The following is a 19,957-nucleotide window of genomic DNA, read 5'->3' as shown; positions in this document are numbered from 1 at the left end:
CGCCGCCGGCCATCGGCGGCCCCACGCGAAGGGCCGCGCGAACACCCGAAACCGGGGTTCAGCTTGCTCGCGGCGGGTCGGTCGCGCCTCGCGTCGCGAGCGCGACAACGTGCTGGCGGAGGCTGAGACCCGAAAGCTTCGCGCTACGGTGAGACGCCGTCACGAGTCGGCGCCCGACGTCTGGTCGCCGGCACCGATCCCGTGCTCCGCCTCGAACTCGCGGAGTGCGCGGCGATATCGTCGCACCTCGGTGATGCCCCCAACGATCGCGCAGGCCCAGATCAGCAGGGAGACCACCGAGAAGGGGGTCATCGTGCCGCTCAGGACGAGTGCACCGCCCAGGATGAACATGCCCGCACTGACGTAGACGATCCACAGTGCCCGCACGCGGATGCGGTCGATCGCCAGCCGCTGTTGGATCAGGGATGCCATGACAGCACCCTGTCAGCTGTGGACCCGAGCACAAGCCCTGGCGAGGACGGGCGAAAGTCCGTCGCGATCAGCGGTCGCCCTCGCCACGTGGTCGGCAGAACAGCACCAGACCGACCACCGAGGCCACGATCGCGCCGACCGCGTGCCCCGGGAAGGTGGAGCGAGGCTCCCGGCGGTGAAGTGGAGTGGGCCCTGCCGGGATCGAACCGACGACATCCACGGTGTAAACGTGGCGCTCTACCAGCTGAGCTAAAGGCCCTGGAGGTCTCGAGTCTAGCCCGAGACGATCGGCGTGCTCAGGCGCGGGCGCGCGAGACCGACGCCGCGAGAGCGTCGAACACGGCGGCCGTCGGCTCGGCGCGCAGCGGATGGATGCCGTCGACCGGCGCCCCGAGGTGCAACCAGCCGCGCGACGGCGAGATCGCGTCGTAGAGCTCCACGCCCTCGCTGCGGACGAGCACCTCGGTCCACGGTTCGACGGTGGGGTCGTCGGACGCCACGTGCGCGGCGAGGTCGGCGGCCGTGATCTCCTCACCCTCCTCGCTCACGGGCCAGCCGGGAGTGAGACCCAGCCACGCCGAGACGAAGGTCGGCACGTGGTCCGGGTCGAGGACGACCGCGTGGCGCGCCGCGCCGTCCGTCGCCGGCACCTCGGTGTGAGAAGGATCGTGCAGGACGAGCACGCCGCGCGGACCTGCGTAGGCGACCAGCAGCGCGGCCCGATCGCCCCGCCGCGTCTGCGCGGTCATCACGTGCCGGTTCGCGGCGAGCGCCGTGCCCGCAGCACCGCCTTCGCGGGTCAGCCGCCCGTCGGCCTCGACCCACCCGGCATCCTGAAGCTCCTGAGCCTCCGCGGTGCCGCGATCGGCGCGTGCGAGGATGCCGTAGGCCGCGCCCACACGCGTCTTCGTCGCCCCGGAGAGCAGCGCCTGCAGTGCCGCGGTGGACGCACGCGGGGCCGCGGAGAGGAACGTGGGGGCGGGGATGCCGTCGAGCGACTCGATGGCGTGGCCCTCCCGGGCGGTGAGCGCCGCGTCGAGGGGCGCGTCACCGGGTGCGGAAGCCGCCGCAGCCACCGCCTCCGGGTCGGCGGTCAGCGCGAGGTGCGCGGCGACGCCGTCGAACACGGGCGCGTACGCCGTCCACTGGGAGGGGGAGCAGCTGGCCGACAGGTGGACGTGGTGCGTGCCGGTCGCCCACACCCACTTCGAGACGACGACGTCCTGCCCGTTCTCCGCGCGGTACACGAAGACGATGCGCCGTCCCCGCGCCGCGGAGCCGTCCGCGGTCGGGTGCCACAGATCGACGGCGATCACGTAGGCCCCGGGGTGCTGGGCCCGGGCAGCGTGGAACGCCGCGGTCGAGGCATCCGTCAGCGGGGCCGTGCTGGCGACGGACGTGAGCACGAGATTGGGGACGAAACCCTCGGGGCGATCGACCGGCGTGAGGACCACGTCGGCGCCGTCGAAGTCGGACGTCTCGACCCAGTTGGGGTACGTGACGTTCGCGTGGAGCGTCTCCGCGATCAGGATCGCGGGTTCGGCGGGCGCCCGACCGGTGAAGAACTTCATGCGCGTCCGTTCGATCGGATGTCGTCGCCCCGCAGGACGCGGAACCACGCGGGAAGAAGGAACCTCGGCAGCCAGAAGAGCCCGACGGCTCCGACGACCAGCAGAACGGCCGCCACTCCGATCAGGACGAAGAAGGCCGGACGCGACGCGGACTCGACCAGCAGAGCCACGGCCCCGACGAGGAGGGCCAGGCCGATCCACAGCCACGCGAACCCGATGGTCGCGCCGAACCCGCGGCGGACGCGGATCCAGCCCTTCCAGGCTCCGGTGTAGGCGACGACCCCTCCGGCGAGGAAGAGGATCCCGACGAGCAGCCCGGCGGTCACAGGACGTTCCCTGCCGGCTGCTCGGCCGTGCCCAGTGGCCCCGGCGCCATGATGGTCGTGTTCTCGCCGCGCACGTCGTCCATGATGTCCTGCGACACCTTCTGTCCGCCCCACCCTCCGGCGACACCGCCGATCACACCGCCCACGATGCCCCCGATGACCGTTCCCGGGCCGGGGAAGATCGACCCGATGGCGGCACCCGCCGCCGCGCCACCCCACGCACCACCGGCACCGGCGACCACCGACGAGGTGCCGACGACGGCGGTGTCCGTCCAGGCCTCCTGCTGACGCTGATCTTCGCTCCAGTCGGGATGCCGGGTGAGGGTGTCGTTGTAGCTCTCGCCGTAGACGCTCCAGTACGTCAGGCCCGCACCGACCACCGACAGCGCCTTGCCTGCGTGTCCGGCCCAGGCCGGGGGCGTCCCCACCTCGTTCGGCGCGAACTGCGGCACGCCCGACCATCCGGGGAGGCGGGTCGAGGGGAGAGGAGTGTCGGGGAGCAGGTTGCTCTCCAGCATCCAGGCCCCCGAAGGCCGCTGCACCCAGATCTGTCCGTCGATCTTCGAGCGCGGCCAGGTGGGGTTGATGTCACCGGCCGTCAAGCGGATCTCGTCCGGGAGGACCGCACCGGGCCCCGGGACCATCAGCGTTCCGCGATAGCGCTGGAGGAGCTCGGACGCGAGACCCTGGACGGCCGAACCGCTGTTCCCGGTGACGATGTCGAGACCGCCGTTCAGCGCCCAGCTGAGGGACGTGCGCAGGCCACGGAGCGCGCTCGCGCATTCCGCGTCGGCGGCGGCCGCGTCGGCGTCGAACCGGAAGCGGTCGCCGGCGACGCTTCCCGCGCTCGGGGCGTCGGGGTCGCGGTCTTCGGCATCCAGGGTCGCCTGCTGCTTCACCGTCGCGAGGTCGGCCACGATCGCAGCCCGTCGGGTCTCGAGACCCACCAGCGCCTGGGCGTACGTGCGCAGCGCCGACACGGCCGTGGAGAGCGCCGTGGTCAGTTCCTCCGCGGCGGGGGAGAGCGGGGCCAGCGCGCCGTACGCGGTCTGCGCCTCGGGCGCCTCGTACACGGCGCTGAGCCCACCCCAGGTGGCCGTGATGTCGGAGACCGCATCGTCCAGGCCGTCGAGGGCCGCCGCGAGGGTGTCCGCCGCACCGGAGACGGCGGCGGAGCTCGGAATGGTGGCCGGTGTCCCGCCCAGTCCGCTCACGGCTCCAGTCCGCTCATCGTCGACTGCGTCTGCGCGGCCATCTCGTAGTCGGTCTGCTCGTACAGCGAGATGACGCTTTCGGTCGTCTCGGTGACCGTGCTGACCATTCGGCGCATGCCGGCGAGTCTGATCAGGAAGGGGTCCGCGGCGACCTCGCCGAGAGCTGTGGCGGTCTCGCCGTCACCGACCGCGGCCTGCGCGGACTCGAACGCTCCGGCGGTCGTGGCGACGATCGAGTCGATCGCGGCGGCCCGCTCGTCGGCGGTGCGGCAGATACCGCGCGCCTGAGGGGGATCGATGCTCCAGGTCATCGGATCGCATCCATTCATCGGTGGGGGGGGTTCCGTGGCCTCCAGGCTAACGGAGGTCCCGGCGTGTCGGACGGCCGGGGTAGCGTGGAGTCCGTGAACGCCGACCCCGCCGACCAGCGCAAACTGCTCGATCTCGCCGACCTCGATGCGCGGATCCTGCGCGACGAGCACGTCAAGGGCAACCCGCCGCAGGCTGCGAAGGTGCGTGAGCTCATCGCGCAGCGCTCGACGCTCTCGCAAGAGCTCGGCGATCGCGCGAACGCCCGCGACGACCTGAAGGCCGAATTGGCGCGGGTCGAATCCGACTTGGCCGTCGTCGACGCGCGCGTCAAGCGCGACGCCGAGCGTCTGGCCGCCGCCACCAACGCCAAGCAGGCGCAGGGCTTCGAGGCGGAGCTGGCCTCACTGGCGCGCCGCAAGAGCGATCTCGAAGACGCCGAGATCGCCCTCATGGAACAGCTCGAGGCCGCCGACGCCGCGGTCGCCGAACAAGAGGCCCTCATCGCCGAGACCAACGCGCAGGGTGCCGAGCTGAGCGCCGAGGCCAAGCGTGTGGTGTCCGAGGCCACCGACCGCCTCGAGGCCGCACGTCGCGATCGCGACGCCGTCGCCGGAGCCGTCCCCGCCGATCTCCTCGCCCTGTACGAGCATCTCGCCGCCCGCGGCACGGGGGCCGGACTCCTGCGCGCGGGCGCGTGCGAAGCCTGCCGCATGGTCCTGCCGCCGAGCGATCTCGCCGAGGTGCGCCGCGCGCAGACCGACGAGGTCGTGTTCTGCCCCGAGTGCGGCGCGATCCTCGTCCGCACCGAAGAATCGCGGTGACCGGTCCTGGCGTCCTCCTCGACTGAGGTCGTCGTCGGGCGCACGGCATCCGGAGCCGTCGGGCTGAGCGAGCTGGATGCCGCCGGCTCCGTCGTCCGCACCGTCACGGTCGCACGCGACGGTCTGCCCGCCGCGATCCGGGACCGCGAGGCGGTCGGCGACGTGCGATGGGTGTGGAGCGACACCGCCACCTGGTACGGCCCGGTACTGGCATCCGGGGTCCGCGTGGCCCGCGCCTGGGACCTCCGGCTGGTGCACGCCGTCCTCCGCGACGCCGAGGCCGTCGTCGACGATGGCGGCCTTCGCGCGCATCGGGAGTGGGATGCCGCCGCCCCGACCTCCGACGACACCGACACGCTCTTCTCGCTCGGCGCCGCCCGCAGCGGCCCGCCCGACGACATCGAGTCGGCCGCCGCCGAGTACCGCCGTCAGCGCGCTGCGATCGCCGCCGCGACCACACCGGGGGCGCTGCGCCTGCTCGCCGCCGCGGAATCGGCGGGGGCGCTGATCGCCGCGGAGCTGCAGGCCGCCGGGCTCCCGTGGAGCGTCGAGGCGCACGAGCGCCTGCTCGCGGAACAACTCGGCACGCGAGTGGGCGGCGGGCTGCCGACGAACATCGAGCGGGCCGCGGCCGCCGTCCGTGACGCGCTCGGGGATCCGTCCGTCTCCCTCGACTCGCAGCCGCGACTCCTGCGGGCACTGCACCGCGCCGGGCTCCTCGTGCAATCGACGAATCGGTGGGAGCTCGCCGAGCACGACCACCCCGTCGTCGCCCCGCTGATCGCGTACAAGAAGCTCATGCGCCTCTACACCGCGAACGGCTGGGCGTGGATGGCCGAGTGGGTGCGCGACGCCCGCTTCCGGCCCGTCTACGTGCCCGCGGGCGTGGTGACGGGGCGCTGGGCGTCGTCGGGCGGGGGAGCGCTGCAGATCCCACGGCAGCTGCGCACCGCCGTCCGCGCAGACCCGGGCTGGACCCTCGTCACCGCCGACGTCGCGCAGCTCGAACCGCGGGTGCTCGCCGCGATGGCCCGCGACACGGCGTTGGCCGAGGCGGCATCCGGTCGTGACCTGTACGCCGGGATCGTGGATGCCGGAGCAGTCGGTAGCCGCGCCGACGCCAAGATCGCGATGCTCGGCGCCATGTACGGGGCGACGAGCGGCGAGAGCGGACGCCTCGTGCCGCGGCTGCGGCGCACGTTCCCGCGCGCGATGGCGCTCGTCGACGACGCCGCGCGCGTCGGCGAGGAGGGTGGCCGCGTCCACACCTGGCTCGGCCGCACGTCACCGCCCGCCGGCGACCTGTGGCGGGCCGTGCAGTCGCAGGCGAGCGACGCCGAGGCATCCGGGGTCGACGAGACCCGCGCGCGCCGCGCCGCCCGCGACCGCGGCCGCTTCACGCGCAACTTCGTCGTGCAGGGGACCGCCGCCGAGTGGGCCCTCGCGTGGCTCGCCGACCTGCGCACCCGCCTGTCCGCCCTCGAACCCGTGGATGCCATCCGCGCGGCCCCCGCGTCCGGCCCGGCGTTCGCGCGGGTGCCGCACCTGGCGTTTTACCTGCACGACGAGATCGTCGTGCACACCCCGGTCGAGCACGCGGACGCCGTGGCCGACGCGGTGCGGGAGTCCGCGGCATCCGCGGGCCGGCTGCTGTTCGGGACGTTCCCGATCGACTTCCCCCTCGACCTGCGCATCGGCGAGACGGCCGAGAAGGGCTGACGCGCCCGCGTAGACTCGACGATGCGAATGGGTCGGCTGGACGGTCGCGTCACGGGTTCACCCGTGCCGAGGAACGTCCGGGCTCCACAGGGCAGGACGGTGGGTAACGCCCACCCGGAGCAATCCGCGAGACAGTGCCACAGAGAGCAGACCGCCCGCGCTCCACGGCGCGGGTAAGGGTGAAAGGGTGGTGTAAGAGACCACCGGGGTCGTGGTGACACGACCCGCGAGGTAAACCTCGTCCGGAGCAAGGCCAGACAGGGGATGACGACGCGGCTCGCCGAGTCCCCGGGTAGGCCGCTGGAGCGGCACGGCAACGTGTCGCCGAGAGAGATGACCGTCCACGGGGCTCACGCCCCCGGACAGAACCCGGCGTACAGGCCGGCCCATTCGCGCTCCGTCGGACGCCGTCGCCCCTCACGGTGCGGGTCTGTTCACGTGTTCGTCATGTGAACCCTGGTAGCTTTCCGAGAAGCGGCTATGCGAATGCCGAGTTCTGCCATGGGGGGCACGCACCGAATGAGCACTTTCCGTCGACGTCTGATCTCGGCCGCGATCACGCTGGGCCTCGTGGCCGGGTCGGTACTGGTTCCCGCCGCCGCGAATGCAGCATCGTCCTCTCCTGTGGCGGACGGGCCGATCTACATCCGATTCGAATGCGGCGCCTCGGCGACGATGGTCCTGTCGTTCTCGCTCAAGGACGGCTCGGGCGGCTCGGGCTCGGGCGACGCCCAGCTCTACGCCCACCACTTCCAGGAGCGTCAGCAGGAAGCCTCGAGCGTCAAGACATTCCACTACCCGGGGGAATACACGTGGGAGGTCCCGCTGACCTACTTCGACGACGTGATCTGGCAGCTGGGAGTCACCGGCGGTGCCGCGTTCACCGATGCGTACTTCGCTCTGCTGCCGGAGGACTGCTGGAGCCCCTTCCAGGACGTCCCCTACAACGCGAGCTTCTACAAGGAGATCCGGTGGATGGCCGAGACCGGCATCTCCACCGGCTACCCGCTGCCGCCCAGCACGGGGGAGAACGACCCGTACAGCCCCTATCTTCCGCGCCAGGAGTACCGCCCCTTCGGCTCGGTGACCCGCGACGCCATGGCGGCGTTCCTCTACCGGTTCGCGGGGTCGCCGGAGGTTTCCGTCGACGGCCCCTCGCCGTTCGTGGACGTTCCCAAGAGCCACCCGTTCTACAAGCAGATCCTGTGGCTCAAGAATTCGGGGGTGAGTACCGGATGGCCGTCGGGAAACGGGCGCGAGTACCGGCCCGCCAGCCCGATCACCCGGGCCGCGATGGCGGCGTTCCTCGAGCGCATGCTCGGTGACGCGCTCCCGCCGGAGAGCACGCCTGCCACTTCGCCCTTCACCGACGTCGCCACGGATGGGCCGTTCTACGATGCGATCAGCTGGCTCTCGCAGAAGGGCATCTCCACGGGCTGGCCCGCGGCCGGCGGCAAGAAGGAATTCCGCCCCTACGAGAACATCACCCGCGACGCCATGGCCGCGTTCCTCTACCGCACCGCCGGCCTGTTCCAGAACCAGTCCCGCCGATCGGTCTCCGGCGGCGCAGAATTCACGGCGCCCATCGCATCGCTCCCCCTGGGAGCCGACATCGCCGGGCTCTCGGAAGCCGCTGAGGTACGGCCCGGCCGCTGAGATCCGGCACGGGCGAGCTCGATCGCTGCCCGCGGGGGAGTCCTACTTCACCGCGGGCAGCGCCTCGGGCACCGGCACCGCCAGCGACGCCGCGCCGATGATGCCCGCGTTGTTGCGGTGCTTCGCCGGGACGATCGGCGCGTGCAGCTTCAGCAGCGGCAGGAACTCCTCGGAGTGCTTCGACACCCCGCCGCCGACCACGATGAGGTCGGGGCTGAAGAGGAACTCGACGTAGTCGTAGTACCACTGCAGACGCTTCGCCCACTTCTCCCACGACAGCTCGTCGCGCTCCATCGCGGAGTAGGCGGCGTAGCCCTCCGCATCCTTCTTGTGCTCGGCGCGCTGAAGGTGACCCAGCTCGCTGTTCGGGATGAGGACGCCGTCGTAGATCATGGCGGACCCGATGCCGGTGCCGAGGGTGGTGAGGATCACGAGGCCGTTCACGCCCTTCGCGGCGCCGTAGCGCACCTCGGCGATGCCCGCCACGTCGGCGTCGTTGGCGAAGTGGATGTCACGGGACAGGCCGTGCTCGAAGAACTTCTCGGCCTCGAAGCCGATCCACGACGAGGCCACGTTCGCGGCGGACAGCGTCCGACCGTTCTTCACGATCGCGGGGAACGCCACGCCGAGCGGCAGGTCGTCCGGCGCCTCCAGCGTCTGGAGCACCTCCTTGACCGCTGCCAGCACGTCCGCGGGCTCGGCGCCCTTCGGAGTGGAGACCTTCACCCGGTCGCTGATGAGCTCACCGGCATCCAGGTCGACGATTCCCGCCTTGATCCCGGTTCCGCCGATGTCCACTCCGACCGCACGCGACGCATTCGTTGCCATACCCTCCAGCCTATCCAGGCTGACGGCCCGGATCAGTAGGATCGGGAGAGCGCCCGCCAGACGTCCGCTGCGGAGCGAGACCCACGCAAGGAGCGATCGTGAGCGACGAGAATCAGAAGTACTGGTACAACCTCGAGACCGGTCAGGTCGAGCAGGGCTACGAGTCGCCGGCGATCGACCGCGCGGGTCCCTTCGACACCGCCGAGGAAGCCGCGCGCGCCCCCCAGCTGATGAAGGAACGCTCGAAGCAGTGGGCCGAAGACGACGCCCGCGACTCCGACTGGGGCTCCGGCTCCGGCCGCTGATCCCTCCCACCGAGAACGAGGAGAACGATGGACAAGCAGCGCGATTTCGTCCTGCGGACGATCGAGGAACGCGGCGTGAAGTTCGTGCGCCTGTGGTTCACCGACGTCGTCGGAACCCTGAAGTCGGTGGCGATCGCGCCGGCCGAGGTCGAGGGCGCCTTCAGCGAGGGCCTGGGCTTCGACGGCTCGGCCATCGAGGGGCTCACCCGCTCGTACGAGTCCGACCTGCTCGCCCACCCCGACCCGACGACGTTCCAGATCCTGCCGTGGCGCGGCGAGATCGACCCGACGGCACGCATGTTCTGCGACATCACCACGCCCGACGGTCAGCCCGCGGTGGCCGACCCGCGGCACGTCCTCAAGCGCACGCTCGCGAAAGCGGCCGATGCCGGGTTCACGTTCTACACGCACCCCGAGATCGAGTTCTACCTGCTGAAGTCGTCGCAGCTCGGTCCCGACGGGCGACCCGAGCCCGTCGACTCGGCCGGCTACTTCGACAACGTGCCCGGCGGCACTGCGCACGACTTCCGTCGCCGATCGGTGCGCATGCTGGAGGACCTCGGGATCTCCGTCGAGTTCAGCCACCACGAGGGCGGTCCCGGTCAGAACGAGATCGATCTGCGCTACGCCGACGCCCTCACCACGGCCGACAACATCATGACGTTCCGCACGGTCGTCAAGGAGGTCGCGATCGAGCAGGGCGTGTACGCCACGTTCATGCCGAAGCCCCTCAGCGGCCAGCCCGGTAGCGGCATGCACACGCACATGTCGCTGTTCGAGGGCGACATGAACGCCTTCTACGAAGAGGGCGGCCAGTACCAGCTGTCGAAGGTCGGACGCCAGTTCATCGCGGGGCTCCTGCGTCACGCCAACGAGATCTCGGCCGTCACGAACCAGTTCGTCAACTCGTACAAGCGGCTGTGGGGTGGCGACGAGGCGCCCAGCTTCATCTGCTGGGGCCACAACAACCGCTCCGCCCTGGTGCGCGTGCCCCTGTACAAGCCGAACAAGGGCCAGTCCACGCGGGTCGAGTACCGCGCCCTCGACTCGGCGGCGAACCCGTACCTGTCGTACGCGCTGATGCTCGCGGCGGGTCTGAAGGGCATCGAAGAGGGCTACGAGCTGCCGCCCGAGGCCGAAGACAACGTCTGGTCACTCACCGACGCCGAGCGCCGCGCCCTGGGCTACGCGCCGCTGCCGGCGAGCCTCGACCACGCCCTCGAGTACCTCGAAGAATCCGAGCTGGTCGCCGAGACGCTGGGGGAGCAGGTCTTCAAGTACGTGCTGCTGAACAAGCGTCGCGAATGGCAGCAGTACCGCGCACAGGTCACGCCCTTCGAGCTGCAGAGCAACCTCGAGGCGCTCTGACCGGGCTGTGATGATCTCGGGCGATCGATCGACGGCGCTCACCGCCCTGGCCCGCACCGGCTTCTCGCGTCTCGCGGAAGCCGATGCGGGTCTGGGCGAGCTCGGGCAGCTGACCGGTGCCGGACGGGCGGATGCCATGGCGCTCGCGCAGCGCGTGGCCGACCCCGACCGTGCCCTCTCGGCGCTCCTGCAGATCGCGCGACGCGATCCGGGCGCGATCCGCTCCGCCGCGGCGGATGCGGGCACCTGGCGCGCCCTGTGGGACATCGTGGGCGCCTCGGACGGGTTCGCGGAGTTCTACCTGCGACACCCCGACGAGATCGCTCATCTCGCCGGTGCGGGACTGACGGTCCCGGACGAGCACCTGATGCGCACCGAGCTGCTGGCATCCGTCGGTGACGTCGAGGGTTTCGCCGCCGACGCGACGGATGCCGCGTGGGTCGCGCTGCGCGTCCGCTATCGGCGTCTGCTCGCACGGATCGCCGCCTACGATCTCGGCCAGGATGACTCGGCGGCGGCGATCGACGTCGTCTCCGCATCGCTCGCGGATCTCGCGGGCGCCGCCCTGGAGGCGTCTCTCAGCGTCGCCCGGTCGCGCGTCGCGGGCACCGGCCCGGCCGCGTTCCCGCGCGCCCAGGTCGCGGCGACCCGATTCGCGATCATCGCGATGGGGAAGACCGGCGCGCGCGAGCTGAACTATGTCAGCGACGTCGACGTGATCTTCGTCGGCGGCACGTCCGACGAAGACGTCGTCTCCGAGGCTCGCGCGATCGACATCGGGACCCGGCTCGCGGTGCAGACGATGCGCGGCATCTCCGGCCCGGAGATCGAGCCCCCGCTGTGGGAGGTCGACCCGAACCTCCGCCCCGAGGGCAAGCAGGGGGCGCTCGTCCGCAGCCTCGGCGCCCACGAGCAGTACTACGCGCGATGGGCGAAGAGCTGGGAGTTCCAGGCGCTACTCAAGGCGCGGGCGATCGCCGGCGACGCCGCTCTCGGCGCGGAGTACATCGCCGCCGTGCAGCCCCTGGTGTGGCAGAGCGCCGCCCGCGAGAACTTCGTCGAGGGCGTGCAGCGCATGCGCGAGCGGGTCACCGATCACATCCCGGCGAGCGAAGTGAACCGTCAGGTGAAGCTCGGTCCGGGTGGCATCCGGGATGTCGAGTTCACCGTGCAGCTGCTGCAGCTCGTCCACGGGCTCACCGACGAACGCATCCGTCAGCGCGGGACGTTGGAGGCTCTCGACGCGCTCGTCGCCGAGGGGTACATCGGTCGCAGCGAAGCGGAGGCCTTCGGCCGCGACTACCGTCTGCTGCGTCTCATCGAGCATCGGCTGCAGCTCCGCGGCCTGCGTCGCACAGCCCTGCTCCCCGAGAAGGACGACGATCTCCGCGTCCTCGCGCGCGCCACCCGACTCGCGGACTCCGCCGCGGGCGTGCAGACCGCGTGGGAGAGCATCAAGCGCGAGGTGCGCGACATCCACGTCCGGCTGTTCTACCGGCCGCTGCTGTCGGCCGTGGCGGCGCTGCCCGAGGGCGAGCGGACCCTCTCCACAGAGCAGGCACGCGACCGTCTCGCCGCCATCGGCTTCCGCGACCCGGCGGGTGCGCTGCGCCACATCGCTGCGCTCACCAGCGGCCTGAGTCGCAAGGCGACGATCCAGCGGCACCTGATGCCGATCATGATCCGATGGTTCGCCGACGGCGTCGACCCCGACTACGGCCTTCTGGTCTTCCGCCGCATCAGCGAGCGCCTGGGCAACACCCCGTGGTTCCTGCGGATGCTGCGCGACTCGGCCGGCGCCGCAGAGAGCCTCACCCGCGTGCTGTCGGGGTCGCGCTACATCGGCGAGCTGATGGAGTGGATCCCCGAGTCGGTCGCGTGGCTCGATGACGACGCGCTCCTGCGTCCCCGCTCGGGAGCGGCCCTCCAGGAGGAGGCGCGGGCCATTCAGACCCGTTGGGACGACATCGACGGCGCCATGCGCTCGGTGCGCGCGCTCCGACGACGCGAGATGCTGCGCGTGGCGATGGCGGCGGTCCTCGAGGTCGTCTCGCTCGAGGAGCTCTCGGACGCCCTGACGACGATCACCGAGGTGACGATCCAGGCGACGCTGCGCGCGGTCCGGCGCGAGGTCGTCCCGCCCGAGGACGACGCCCTCGACTTCTCCGTCATCGCGATGGGACGCTTCGGCGGTCGCGAGATCGGCTTCGGCTCGGATGCCGACGTGATGTACGTCTATCGGGCGAACGGCATCGACCCGCAGCGCGCGAGCACACTCGCGTTGAAGCTCGTCGCGGGCCTCCGCGAACACTCGGAGGACCACCGCCTCCCGCTCGACCTCGACGCGGAGCTGCGACCCGAGGGGCGCAGCGGTCCGCTGGCGCGCTCGCTCGACGCCTACGCCGAGTACTACCGGCGGTGGTCGTTGTCGTGGGAGGCGCAGGCCCTGCTGCGCGCCCGCGGGGTCGCCGGCAGCGTCAAGCTCATCGCCGACTTCCTGGCCCTCGCCGACGACGTGCGCTACCCGGCGAACGCCGACCCGAACGGATTGCGGGAGATCCGCCGCATCAAGGCGCGGGTCGAGAACGAGCGCCTGCCGCAGGGAGCCGATCCCGCCCGGCACCTCAAGCTCGGTCCCGGCTCGATCAGCGACGTCGAGTGGCTCGTGCAGATCCTCCAGCTCCAGCACGCGCGGGCGGTTCCGGCGATGCGGACGACGTCGACCCTGGGCGCGCTGCAGGCGGCCGTGGAGGCGGGGCTCATCGCTTCGGACGCCGCGGAGAAGCTCGCGGCATCCTGGCACCTCGCCAGCCGCCTGCGCTCGGCCAACACCCTGTTGTCGGGGCAGACGAGCGACGTGCTGCCCGCCGACCGTGCGCGTCTGGACGGCATCGGGCGGATCCTCGAGTACCCGCCCCACTCGGCCACCCAGGTCGAAGAGGACTATCTCGGTGCCACGCGGCGGGCCCGCCGCGTGTTCGAGAAGCTCTTCTACGGGTGATCGACCTCAGGATGCCAGGAGTCGCTCGCGCACCTCGCGGCGCAGCACCTTCCCGATGAGCGAACGGGGCAGGTCGTCGACGACGACCACCCGCCGCGGGACCTTGTACGACGCCAGTCGCGACTTGCAGTAGTCGCGGATCGCCTCCGGTTCGATCTCGACGCCATCGCGCACGACGATCGCGGCCGCCACGTCTTCGCCTCCGCGGGGCTTCGGGAGAGCGACAACGGCCGCACCCTCGATGTCGGGGTGCGACACCAGCACGTCCTCGACCTCGCTGGGCGAGACGTTGAAGCCGCCGGTGATGATGATCTCCTTCAACCGGTCGACGATCGTGACGAAGCCGTCGGCGGACACCGAGGCGATGTCGCCCGTGCGCAGCCACCCGCCGTCGAGAAGCGTCGCCGCCGTGTCGGTCGGCCGGTTCCAGTAGCCCTCGAACACCTGCGGGCCGCGTAGCAGCAGCTCACCGGACTCACCGAGAGGAAGGTCCTTCTCGGGGTCGTCGGGATCGACCACCCGGATGTCGGTACTCGGGAACGGCACTCCCACGGTGCCGGGGCGCCGCGACGGTCCGATCGGGTTGCCGAGCGCGACGGGCGACGACTCGGTCATGCCGTAGCCCTCCACCAGCAACCCGCCGGTCGCCGTCTCCCAACGGTCGACGGTCGCCACCGGCAGGCTCATCGCCCCCGAGATCGCGAAGCGGACCGTCGAGAGGTCGAGCGTGCCGCGGGAGGCGGCGCGCGCGAGCTGGTCGTAGATGGGCGGAACCGCCGGGAGGAACGTCGGCGGGCTCTTCTTGACCGCGGATGCCACGAGGTCGAGGTCGTACTTGGGGAACAGCACGAGCTTCGCACCAATGCTCATCGCGAACGTCAGGCAGAGGGTGAGCCCGTACGCGTGGAAGAGCGGGAGGACGCCGTAGAACGTCTCCTCGCCGTCGTGGAGGCCCGGTACCCACGCGCGGCCCTGCATCGCGTTCGCGCGAAGGTTCCGGTGCGTCAGGATCGCGCCCTTCGGCGTCCCCGTCGTTCCGCTGGTGTACTGCAGCAGCGCGATGTCGTCGAGGAGCGGCCCCTCGTGCTTGCGGGAGAGCTTTCCGTGGGTGAGGAGCTTCTCCCACGCGATCGGTCGCTTCGACGAGGGCTCGGCCGTCAGCTGCGCGCGGGACTCACGGGCCTTCTTCACCGGCAGCCGCAGCGCCATGCGCGTGCCGAAGGGCATCGCCCGGGTGATGTCCACCGCGACGATGTGCTGGAGCGCGAGATCCGAGGGGAAGTCGGCGACGAGGTCGGCCACCTTGTCCCAGACGATCGCGAAGGTCGCGCCGTGATCCTCGAACTGGTGCCGCAGCTCGCGCGCGGTGTACAGCGGGTTGTGCTCGATCACGATCGCCCCGAGTCGCAGCGCCGCGTAGAACGCGACCACGTGCTGCGGGCAGTTCGGCAGCACGAGCGCGACACGGTCGCCCGCTTTGAGACCCAGGCGGCGTAGGCCCTCGGCCGCGCGGGCGATCTGGTCGCCCAGCTCGCGGTAGGTCGTCTGCGCACCGAAGAACTCCAGCGCGACGCCCTTGCCGTATCGGTGGACGGAGTCCGCGATCATCTCGGGCAGCGTCTGCGAGGGCTCGTCGATGTCGTGCGGCACGCCCTCGGCGTACGAGCTCAGCCACGGACGCGACGCGTAAGGGGAGGTCATGGCATCCATCCTTCCCGACGCCACCGACACGCGAGCAGCGCGACGCCTGTGCGGATGCCGAGAAGCCGGGACCTTCCGTGCGCCGAGGGAGCGGCCTAGCCTGTCGGCATGTGTCGCAACATCGTGCCCCTCCACAACTTCGAGCCGCCGGCGTCCGACGACGAGTGCCACGACGCGGCTCTGCAGTTCGTGCGGAAGACCACGGGGACGACGAAGCCCTCCCGCGCGAACCAGGAGGTGTTCGACCGCGCGGTCGACGAGATTGCCAGGGCCACGCGCCGGCTGCTCGACGACCTCGTCACCGCCGCGCCGCCGAAGACGCGCGAGGTCGAGGCGGCGAAGCGGCAGGCGCGGTCGGCCGATCGTTACGAGGCGATCCGCGTGTTCCAGGAGCAGAAGCGCGCCGCGCGCTCGGCATCCTGATCCGGATCATCCCTCCGCGAAGCGCTCGAACAGGGGAGTGGCATCCGGGCTCTCCAGATCCGGGATGCCATCGTCTTGCGGCACCGCGGTGAGCGGACCCCGCAACTCATCCAGCAGCGCGCCGGCATCACCCGGCTCGCACGTCGAGGTCGCACGGAGCTCCAGCACGTCGATCGTGCCCTCGGCGGGATTCGCCGGAATCATGTCGACATCCAGACGCGACCGTGGCCAGAGGCGGTCCTCCGCCGTCCGGACCGGCCATGTTCCGGACGAAACGACGAAGCCCGCCCCCGCGAAACGGCGGGGACGGGCTTCGTCGTGCATGATCGGGCGATCAGACCCCGAAGTACAGCTCGTACTCGAAGGGGTGCGGGCGCTGAGCGATCGGCTGGATCTCGTTCTCGATCTTGTACTCGATCCAGGTCTCGATGAGCTCCTCCGTGAAGACGCCACCGGCGAGCAGGAACTCGTGGTCGGCGCGGAGGGCCTCGAGCGAGTCGAGCAGCGAGTTCGGAACCTGCGGGATGTTCTTGGCCTCTTCGGCGGGGAGCTCGTAGAGGTCCTTGTCGACGGGCTCGTGCGGCTCGATGCGGTTCTTGATGCCGTCGATGCCGGCCATCAGCTGCGCGGCGAACGCGAGGTACGGGTTGCCCGACGCGTCGGGCGCACGGAACTCGATGCGCTTGGCCTTGGGGTTCGTGCCCGTGATCGGGATACGGATGGCCGCGGAGCGGTTACCGGCCGAGTACACCAGGTTGACCGGAGCCTCGAAGCCCTTCACCAGGCGGTGGTAGCTGTTGAGGGTCGGGTTGGTGAAGGCGAGCACGGCGGGGGCGTGAGCCAGGATGCCGCCGATGTACCAGCGCGCCAGGTCGGAGAGCCCGCCGTAGCCGGTCTCGTCGTAGAACAGCGGCTTGCCGTCGTTCCACAGCGACTGGTGGGTGTGCATACCCGAACCGTTGTCGCCGAAGAGGGGCTTGGGCATGAAGGTCGCGACCTTGCCCCACTCGAGAGCCGTGTTCTTGACGATGTACTTGAACTTCAGGATGTCGTCGGCCGCGTGCACCATGGTGTCGAAGCGGTAGTTGATCTCGGCCTGACCACCGGTGCCCACCTCGTGGTGAGCGCGCTCGAGGATGAGGCCGGCGTCGATCAGCTTGAGGCTGATGTCGTCGCGGAGGTCGGCCTGCTTGTCGACGGGGGAGACGGGGAAGTAGCCGCCCTTGTAGGGCGTCTTGTTGGCGAGGTTGCCGCCCTCTTCCACGCGACCGGTGTTCCAGGCGCCTTCCTCGGAATCGACCGAGTAGAAGCTCGCGTTCTGCTTCACTTCGTAACGGACGTCGTCGAAGATGTAGAACTCGGCCTCGGGCGCGAAGAATGCGGTGTCGGCGATGCCGGTGGAGGCGAGGTACTTCTCGGCCTTCTTGGCGACCTGACGCGGGTCCTTCGAGTAGATCTCGCCGTTGCGCGGGTTGTAGATGTCGAAGACCATGATGAGCGTCTTCGCCTCGCGGAACGGGTCGAGGTACGCCGTCGTCACGTCGGGGATGAGCTGCATGTCCGACTCGTGGATGTTCGCGAACCCGCGGATCGACGAGCCATCGAACAGCTGTCCGACGGTGAAGAACTCCTCGTCGACGGTCGACGCGGGAATGTTGAAGTGCTGCTGCACGCCAGGAAGATCCGTGAAACGGATGTCGAGGAACTTGACGTCCTCGTCCTGGATGAACTTCAGCACCTCGGACGAATCTTTGAACATGAAGACTCCAGAGGTAGAACATTCGGGATCGGCCGGCCTCGGCCAGCCTCCTTGACCCTATCCAGAACCGGTGTCTCGGTCATATCTCACATGTTTCGGGCGTGTTACGGAGCCCCGATTACGCTGGATGCCGTGACCGTCCCCGTCGAGAACGAATATCCGGGCCAGCGACTCGGCCTCCCCCGCGAGGGACGCGGGTCCATCGGCCGACCGGGGCGGCGCATCGCCGCACTTCTGGTCGACGTCGCCTGCGCCGGCCTGATCGGCTACGCGTTCTTCTCGACGCCGGATCCCGCCACCGGCGTGCCGTTCGCGAATCCGCTCGCGACGAACCTCATCTTCTTCCTCGTCCAGATCGTGTTCATCCCGCTGATCGGCGGGAGCCCAGGGCACCGACTGCTGGGGATGCGTCTCGAACTGGCATCCGGGGGATGGGTGGGCGTCTGGCGCCCCATCGTCCGCACGCTGCTGCTCGGCGTGATCATCCCCGCGGTGGTGTGGGACGCCGATCAGCGCGGCCTCCACGACAAGGCGGTCGGAACGGTCCTCGTCCGCAGCTGACGGACGAAGAACGGCCCCGCCGGAGCGGGGCCGTTCTCACGTGATCAGCGGGGACGCGGGGCGCGCATCTTCGTCGGGTCGACACCCTTCGGGATCGGCAGCGACGACAGCCCTTGCGACACCGACGACACGCGCTTGATGACCGCCGCCTGCGTCGTACGGTCGACCTTCTTCGGCAGCGCCTTGATCGCGGAGGCGAGGTTCTTGATCTCAACCTCGCCCTCGCCGTGTCCGACGTACAGGACCGTCACGGGGACACCGGCGGCGACTCGCTGGACGCGCGCGCGTTCCTCGTTGACGAGGCGGGACAGGCGCGTCTGGGAGCCCTCACCGACCAGGACCACGCCGCCGCGACCGATCGCGCGGTAGACGGCCTCCTGCGTACGGGGGTTCACCCCGATGGGCGTCTCGGAGGCCTGCCAGTTGCGTCCGAGCGACGACGAGAGCACGTGACCGGTGGCACCGGGCATGCCGTCCATGCGGCGGTACATCGCCCGCGTCGACAGGCGGGTCATCGTGATCATCCCGACCAGTACGCCGGCCAGCAGACCCGTGACGCCCCACAGGATGACGCTCCACACCGCCACCGGCGGAATGAGGAAACCGATGAGCACGCCGAGGCCGATGCCCGCGAGGACGATGCCGGCCAGCGCGAACGGCAGCCAGCGGTACTCCTTCTGCGTGAAGGTGTACAGGGTGCGAAGCTGGGAGAAGAATCCCGGACGCTTCTCGGGGGTGGAGGTGCGAGCGGCCATGCCGACGATTCTATCTTCGACGTCGGCACCCCTCCTCCCCTTCGCTCGGGATCACGGCTCCATCCCCGGAACGCGTAGGGCGACCCATCGGCCGGGACCGATCCACGACAGCCTCGAGGCATGCACCCGATGCCTCTCCCGCAGACGATCGACACCGTCTCCGGCTACCTCCGCCGCAGAGGCCGTAGCTCCCATGTCCTGACCGCCGGCGAAGCAGCCACACTCGCGATCGCGGTCGTGCGCGGGTGCGCCGCCGCTCCGTCCCGGGCGGCGCCGGGGGAGTGGCGCCTCACCGCCGAGGGGCAGCCCATGCTCGTCGCCCACCCGGGCGGAGAGGACGTGCTGTCCGTCACCGTCGCCATCCTGGACGAGGTGGCGTCCCTCGTGAGCGTCGATGTCAGGCCCGGCTTCGCACGCCTGCGCGACGGAGTTCTGACGGAACCGCCGCCGACGTGGACCCTCCTCGAGAAGCGCCTGCTCGCCGTCGTGGAGCCGCAGCCACTCGTGCTGGGCCCGCTGGCCCCGGTCGCATCGACCGTGCTGCAGGCGGTGCACGACGTCGAGGATGCCGCATCCTCGACTGTCCTCACACGCCTCCGTGACGTCGTACGGCGCATCCGACCGCCCGTGCTGTGGACGGGGGCCGGCCTCGCCGGCGTACTCGCGATCGTGGCGGTGTCACTGCTCACGGGAGCCGAGGCGACCGAGGCGAGCGGGCAGCACACGGCCGTCGTCGTCGACGCGACGACCCCGTCCGCGAGCCCCTGGCGCGGCGCGACCGTGGCCCCGCCCACCGACGAGACGACGACCGAGACGGATCGGTCGCCCACGGGAAAACCCCGGACAGCGTCGGGAAACGGGGGCGATGCGGCGTCATCGGGTGACGCCGGTCCGCTCACGGAAACCACGTCGCCCGATACCGATGACGTGCGGTCGGCGGCGGCCGACGTCCTCCGTTCCCTCGCGGCCTGCGCTGACGAGGACTGCGTACGTCGGCTGTGGGAATCCACGGACGCGACACGCGATCCGGTGCCCCTGGATCCTGCGATCGCCGAGCTCGAGCTGGTTGACGACTACGGCGGGCTGGCCGTGATCCGCCTGACGGCCGGCGATCGCACCCAGTACATCGCACTCGTCCGGCAGGAAGACCGATGGCTGGTCCGCTCCGTCAGAGACGTCGCGGACCAGCCATCGTGAGCCGGTCA

At 70.4% G+C, this 19,957-nt stretch carries 19 protein-coding genes, 1 tRNA gene and 1 other RNA gene; 10 read left to right on the top strand and 11 right to left on the bottom strand.

The genetic code is table 11. From position 1 onward, the window contains the following. Nucleotides 1-159: 159 nt before the first annotated feature. From BGO45_RS01240 to BGO45_RS01215, 6 genes are all read right to left on the bottom strand, one after another. A complete protein-coding gene (locus BGO45_RS01240; RefSeq protein WP_292690159.1) occupies nucleotides 160-432 on the bottom strand; it encodes a hypothetical protein in 273 nt (90 codons plus the stop codon). Between the two features lie 186 nt (nucleotides 433-618). Continuing rightward, nucleotides 619-691: transfer RNA gene (locus tag BGO45_RS01235), tRNA-Val, on the bottom strand. 37 nt (nucleotides 692-728) lie between these two features. Then, a complete protein-coding gene (locus BGO45_RS01230) occupies nucleotides 729-2,003 on the bottom strand; it encodes a hypothetical protein (RefSeq protein WP_292690158.1) in 1,275 nt (424 codons plus the stop codon). Further along, nucleotides 2,000-2,329: a hypothetical protein gene (locus BGO45_RS01225; protein WP_292690156.1), complete on the bottom strand. Its 330-nt coding sequence runs from the start codon at nucleotides 2,327-2,329 to the stop codon at nucleotides 2,000-2,002. Before BGO45_RS01225 ends, BGO45_RS01230 begins: the two co-directional genes overlap by 4 nt. Continuing rightward, on the bottom strand, nucleotides 2,326-3,543 hold the full coding sequence (locus BGO45_RS01220; protein WP_292690154.1) for a hypothetical protein: 1,218 nt from the start codon (nucleotides 3,541-3,543) through the stop codon (nucleotides 2,326-2,328). The genes BGO45_RS01225 and BGO45_RS01220 overlap by 4 nt, the downstream gene beginning before the upstream one ends. Further along, a complete protein-coding gene (locus tag BGO45_RS01215) occupies nucleotides 3,540-3,854 on the bottom strand; it encodes a DUF6507 family protein (protein ID WP_076490414.1) in 315 nt (104 codons plus the stop codon). The genes BGO45_RS01220 and BGO45_RS01215 overlap by 4 nt, the downstream gene beginning before the upstream one ends. Before the next feature lie 93 nt (nucleotides 3,855-3,947). On the opposite strand from BGO45_RS01215, the gene BGO45_RS01210 reads away from it, so the two are divergent. The 4 genes from BGO45_RS01210 to BGO45_RS01195 all read left to right on the top strand — a co-directional run bounded on the left by BGO45_RS01210 (nucleotide 3,948) and on the right by BGO45_RS01195 (nucleotide 8,051). After that, complete coding sequence (locus BGO45_RS01210) at nucleotides 3,948-4,676, top strand: C4-type zinc ribbon domain-containing protein (RefSeq protein ID WP_292690151.1); 729 nt, start codon at nucleotides 3,948-3,950, stop codon at nucleotides 4,674-4,676. 63 nt (nucleotides 4,677-4,739) lie between these two features. Next, entirely contained in the window at nucleotides 4,740-6,395 is a 1,656-nt protein-coding gene (locus BGO45_RS01205) for a bifunctional 3'-5' exonuclease/DNA polymerase (protein ID WP_292692806.1), read from the top strand. 28 nt (nucleotides 6,396-6,423) lie between these two features. Further along, an RNA gene (rnpB, locus tag BGO45_RS01200) (RNase P RNA component class A) lies at nucleotides 6,424-6,788 on the top strand. Nucleotides 6,789-6,914: 126 nt separating this feature from the next. Next, nucleotides 6,915-8,051 carry an S-layer homology domain-containing protein gene (locus tag BGO45_RS01195; protein ID WP_292690149.1) on the top strand — a complete coding sequence of 379 codons (1,137 nt, stop codon included), beginning with the start codon at nucleotides 6,915-6,917 and terminating at the stop codon, nucleotides 8,049-8,051. Nucleotides 8,052-8,093: 42 nt separating this feature from the next. Here the strand turns inward: BGO45_RS01195 and ppgK are convergent, their stop codons facing one another. Then, a complete protein-coding gene (ppgK, locus tag BGO45_RS01190) occupies nucleotides 8,094-8,879 on the bottom strand; it encodes a polyphosphate--glucose phosphotransferase (protein WP_292690147.1) in 786 nt (261 codons plus the stop codon). 98 nt (nucleotides 8,880-8,977) lie between these two features. On the opposite strand from ppgK, the gene BGO45_RS01185 reads away from it, so the two are divergent. Genes BGO45_RS01185 through BGO45_RS01175 form a run of 3 tightly spaced genes read left to right on the top strand, consistent with a single transcriptional unit; the run spans nucleotide 8,978 to nucleotide 13,553 of the window. Next, entirely contained in the window at nucleotides 8,978-9,184 is a 207-nt protein-coding gene (locus BGO45_RS01185; protein ID WP_292690145.1) for an SPOR domain-containing protein, read from the top strand. A 27-nt stretch (nucleotides 9,185-9,211) separates the two neighbouring features. Continuing rightward, nucleotides 9,212-10,552, top strand: a complete 1,341-nt coding sequence (glnA, locus tag BGO45_RS01180) for a type I glutamate--ammonia ligase (RefSeq protein WP_076490419.1) — start codon at nucleotides 9,212-9,214, stop codon at nucleotides 10,550-10,552. A 10-nt stretch (nucleotides 10,553-10,562) separates the two neighbouring features. Continuing rightward, complete coding sequence (locus BGO45_RS01175; protein WP_292690142.1) at nucleotides 10,563-13,553, top strand: bifunctional [glutamine synthetase] adenylyltransferase/[glutamine synthetase]-adenylyl-L-tyrosine phosphorylase; 2,991 nt, start codon at nucleotides 10,563-10,565, stop codon at nucleotides 13,551-13,553. A gap of 6 nt (nucleotides 13,554-13,559) precedes the next feature. Here BGO45_RS01175 and BGO45_RS01170 read toward each other — a convergent pair whose 3' ends face one another. Beyond that, nucleotides 13,560-15,254 (bottom strand): long-chain-fatty-acid--CoA ligase, encoded by a 1,695-nt coding sequence (locus BGO45_RS01170; RefSeq protein WP_292690140.1) that lies wholly within the window; start codon nucleotides 15,252-15,254, stop codon nucleotides 13,560-13,562. A gap of 108 nt (nucleotides 15,255-15,362) precedes the next feature. Here BGO45_RS01170 and BGO45_RS01165 point away from each other — a divergent pair, with 108 nt between their 5' ends. Then, the gene (locus BGO45_RS01165) at nucleotides 15,363-15,677 is read left to right on the top strand and encodes a DUF2277 domain-containing protein (RefSeq protein WP_292690138.1); all 315 of its coding nucleotides are present in this window, start codon (nucleotides 15,363-15,365) and stop codon (nucleotides 15,675-15,677) included. A gap of 6 nt (nucleotides 15,678-15,683) precedes the next feature. Here the strand turns inward: BGO45_RS01165 and BGO45_RS01160 are convergent, their stop codons facing one another. Continuing rightward, nucleotides 15,684-15,881, bottom strand: coding sequence for a hypothetical protein (locus BGO45_RS01160; RefSeq protein ID WP_292690136.1), 198 nt, complete (start codon nucleotides 15,879-15,881; stop codon nucleotides 15,684-15,686). A gap of 130 nt (nucleotides 15,882-16,011) precedes the next feature. Beyond that, nucleotides 16,012-17,436 (bottom strand): type I glutamate--ammonia ligase, encoded by a 1,425-nt coding sequence (gene glnA / locus BGO45_RS01155; protein ID WP_076490424.1) that lies wholly within the window; start codon nucleotides 17,434-17,436, stop codon nucleotides 16,012-16,014. A 132-nt stretch (nucleotides 17,437-17,568) separates the two neighbouring features. Here glnA (BGO45_RS01155) and BGO45_RS01150 point away from each other — a divergent pair, with 132 nt between their 5' ends. Beyond that, complete coding sequence (locus BGO45_RS01150) at nucleotides 17,569-17,997, top strand: RDD family protein (RefSeq protein WP_292690133.1); 429 nt, start codon at nucleotides 17,569-17,571, stop codon at nucleotides 17,995-17,997. 44 nt (nucleotides 17,998-18,041) lie between these two features. On the opposite strand, the gene BGO45_RS01145 is transcribed toward BGO45_RS01150, so the two are convergent. Beyond that, complete coding sequence (locus BGO45_RS01145) at nucleotides 18,042-18,752, bottom strand: DUF4191 domain-containing protein (RefSeq protein ID WP_292690131.1); 711 nt, start codon at nucleotides 18,750-18,752, stop codon at nucleotides 18,042-18,044. A gap of 120 nt (nucleotides 18,753-18,872) precedes the next feature. On the opposite strand from BGO45_RS01145, the gene BGO45_RS01140 reads away from it, so the two are divergent. Then, complete coding sequence (locus BGO45_RS01140) at nucleotides 18,873-19,949, top strand: hypothetical protein (RefSeq protein WP_292690130.1); 1,077 nt, start codon at nucleotides 18,873-18,875, stop codon at nucleotides 19,947-19,949. The last annotated feature ends 8 nt before the right edge of the window (nucleotides 19,950-19,957 follow it).

Origin of the sequence: Microbacterium sp. 71-36, from assembly GCF_001898305.1 — a bacterium.
Taxonomy (GTDB): Bacteria; Actinomycetota; Actinomycetes; order Actinomycetales; family Microbacteriaceae; genus Microbacterium.
Note: the sequence above shows the minus strand (reverse complement) of the source record. Positions and strands in the feature narration are given on the sequence as shown.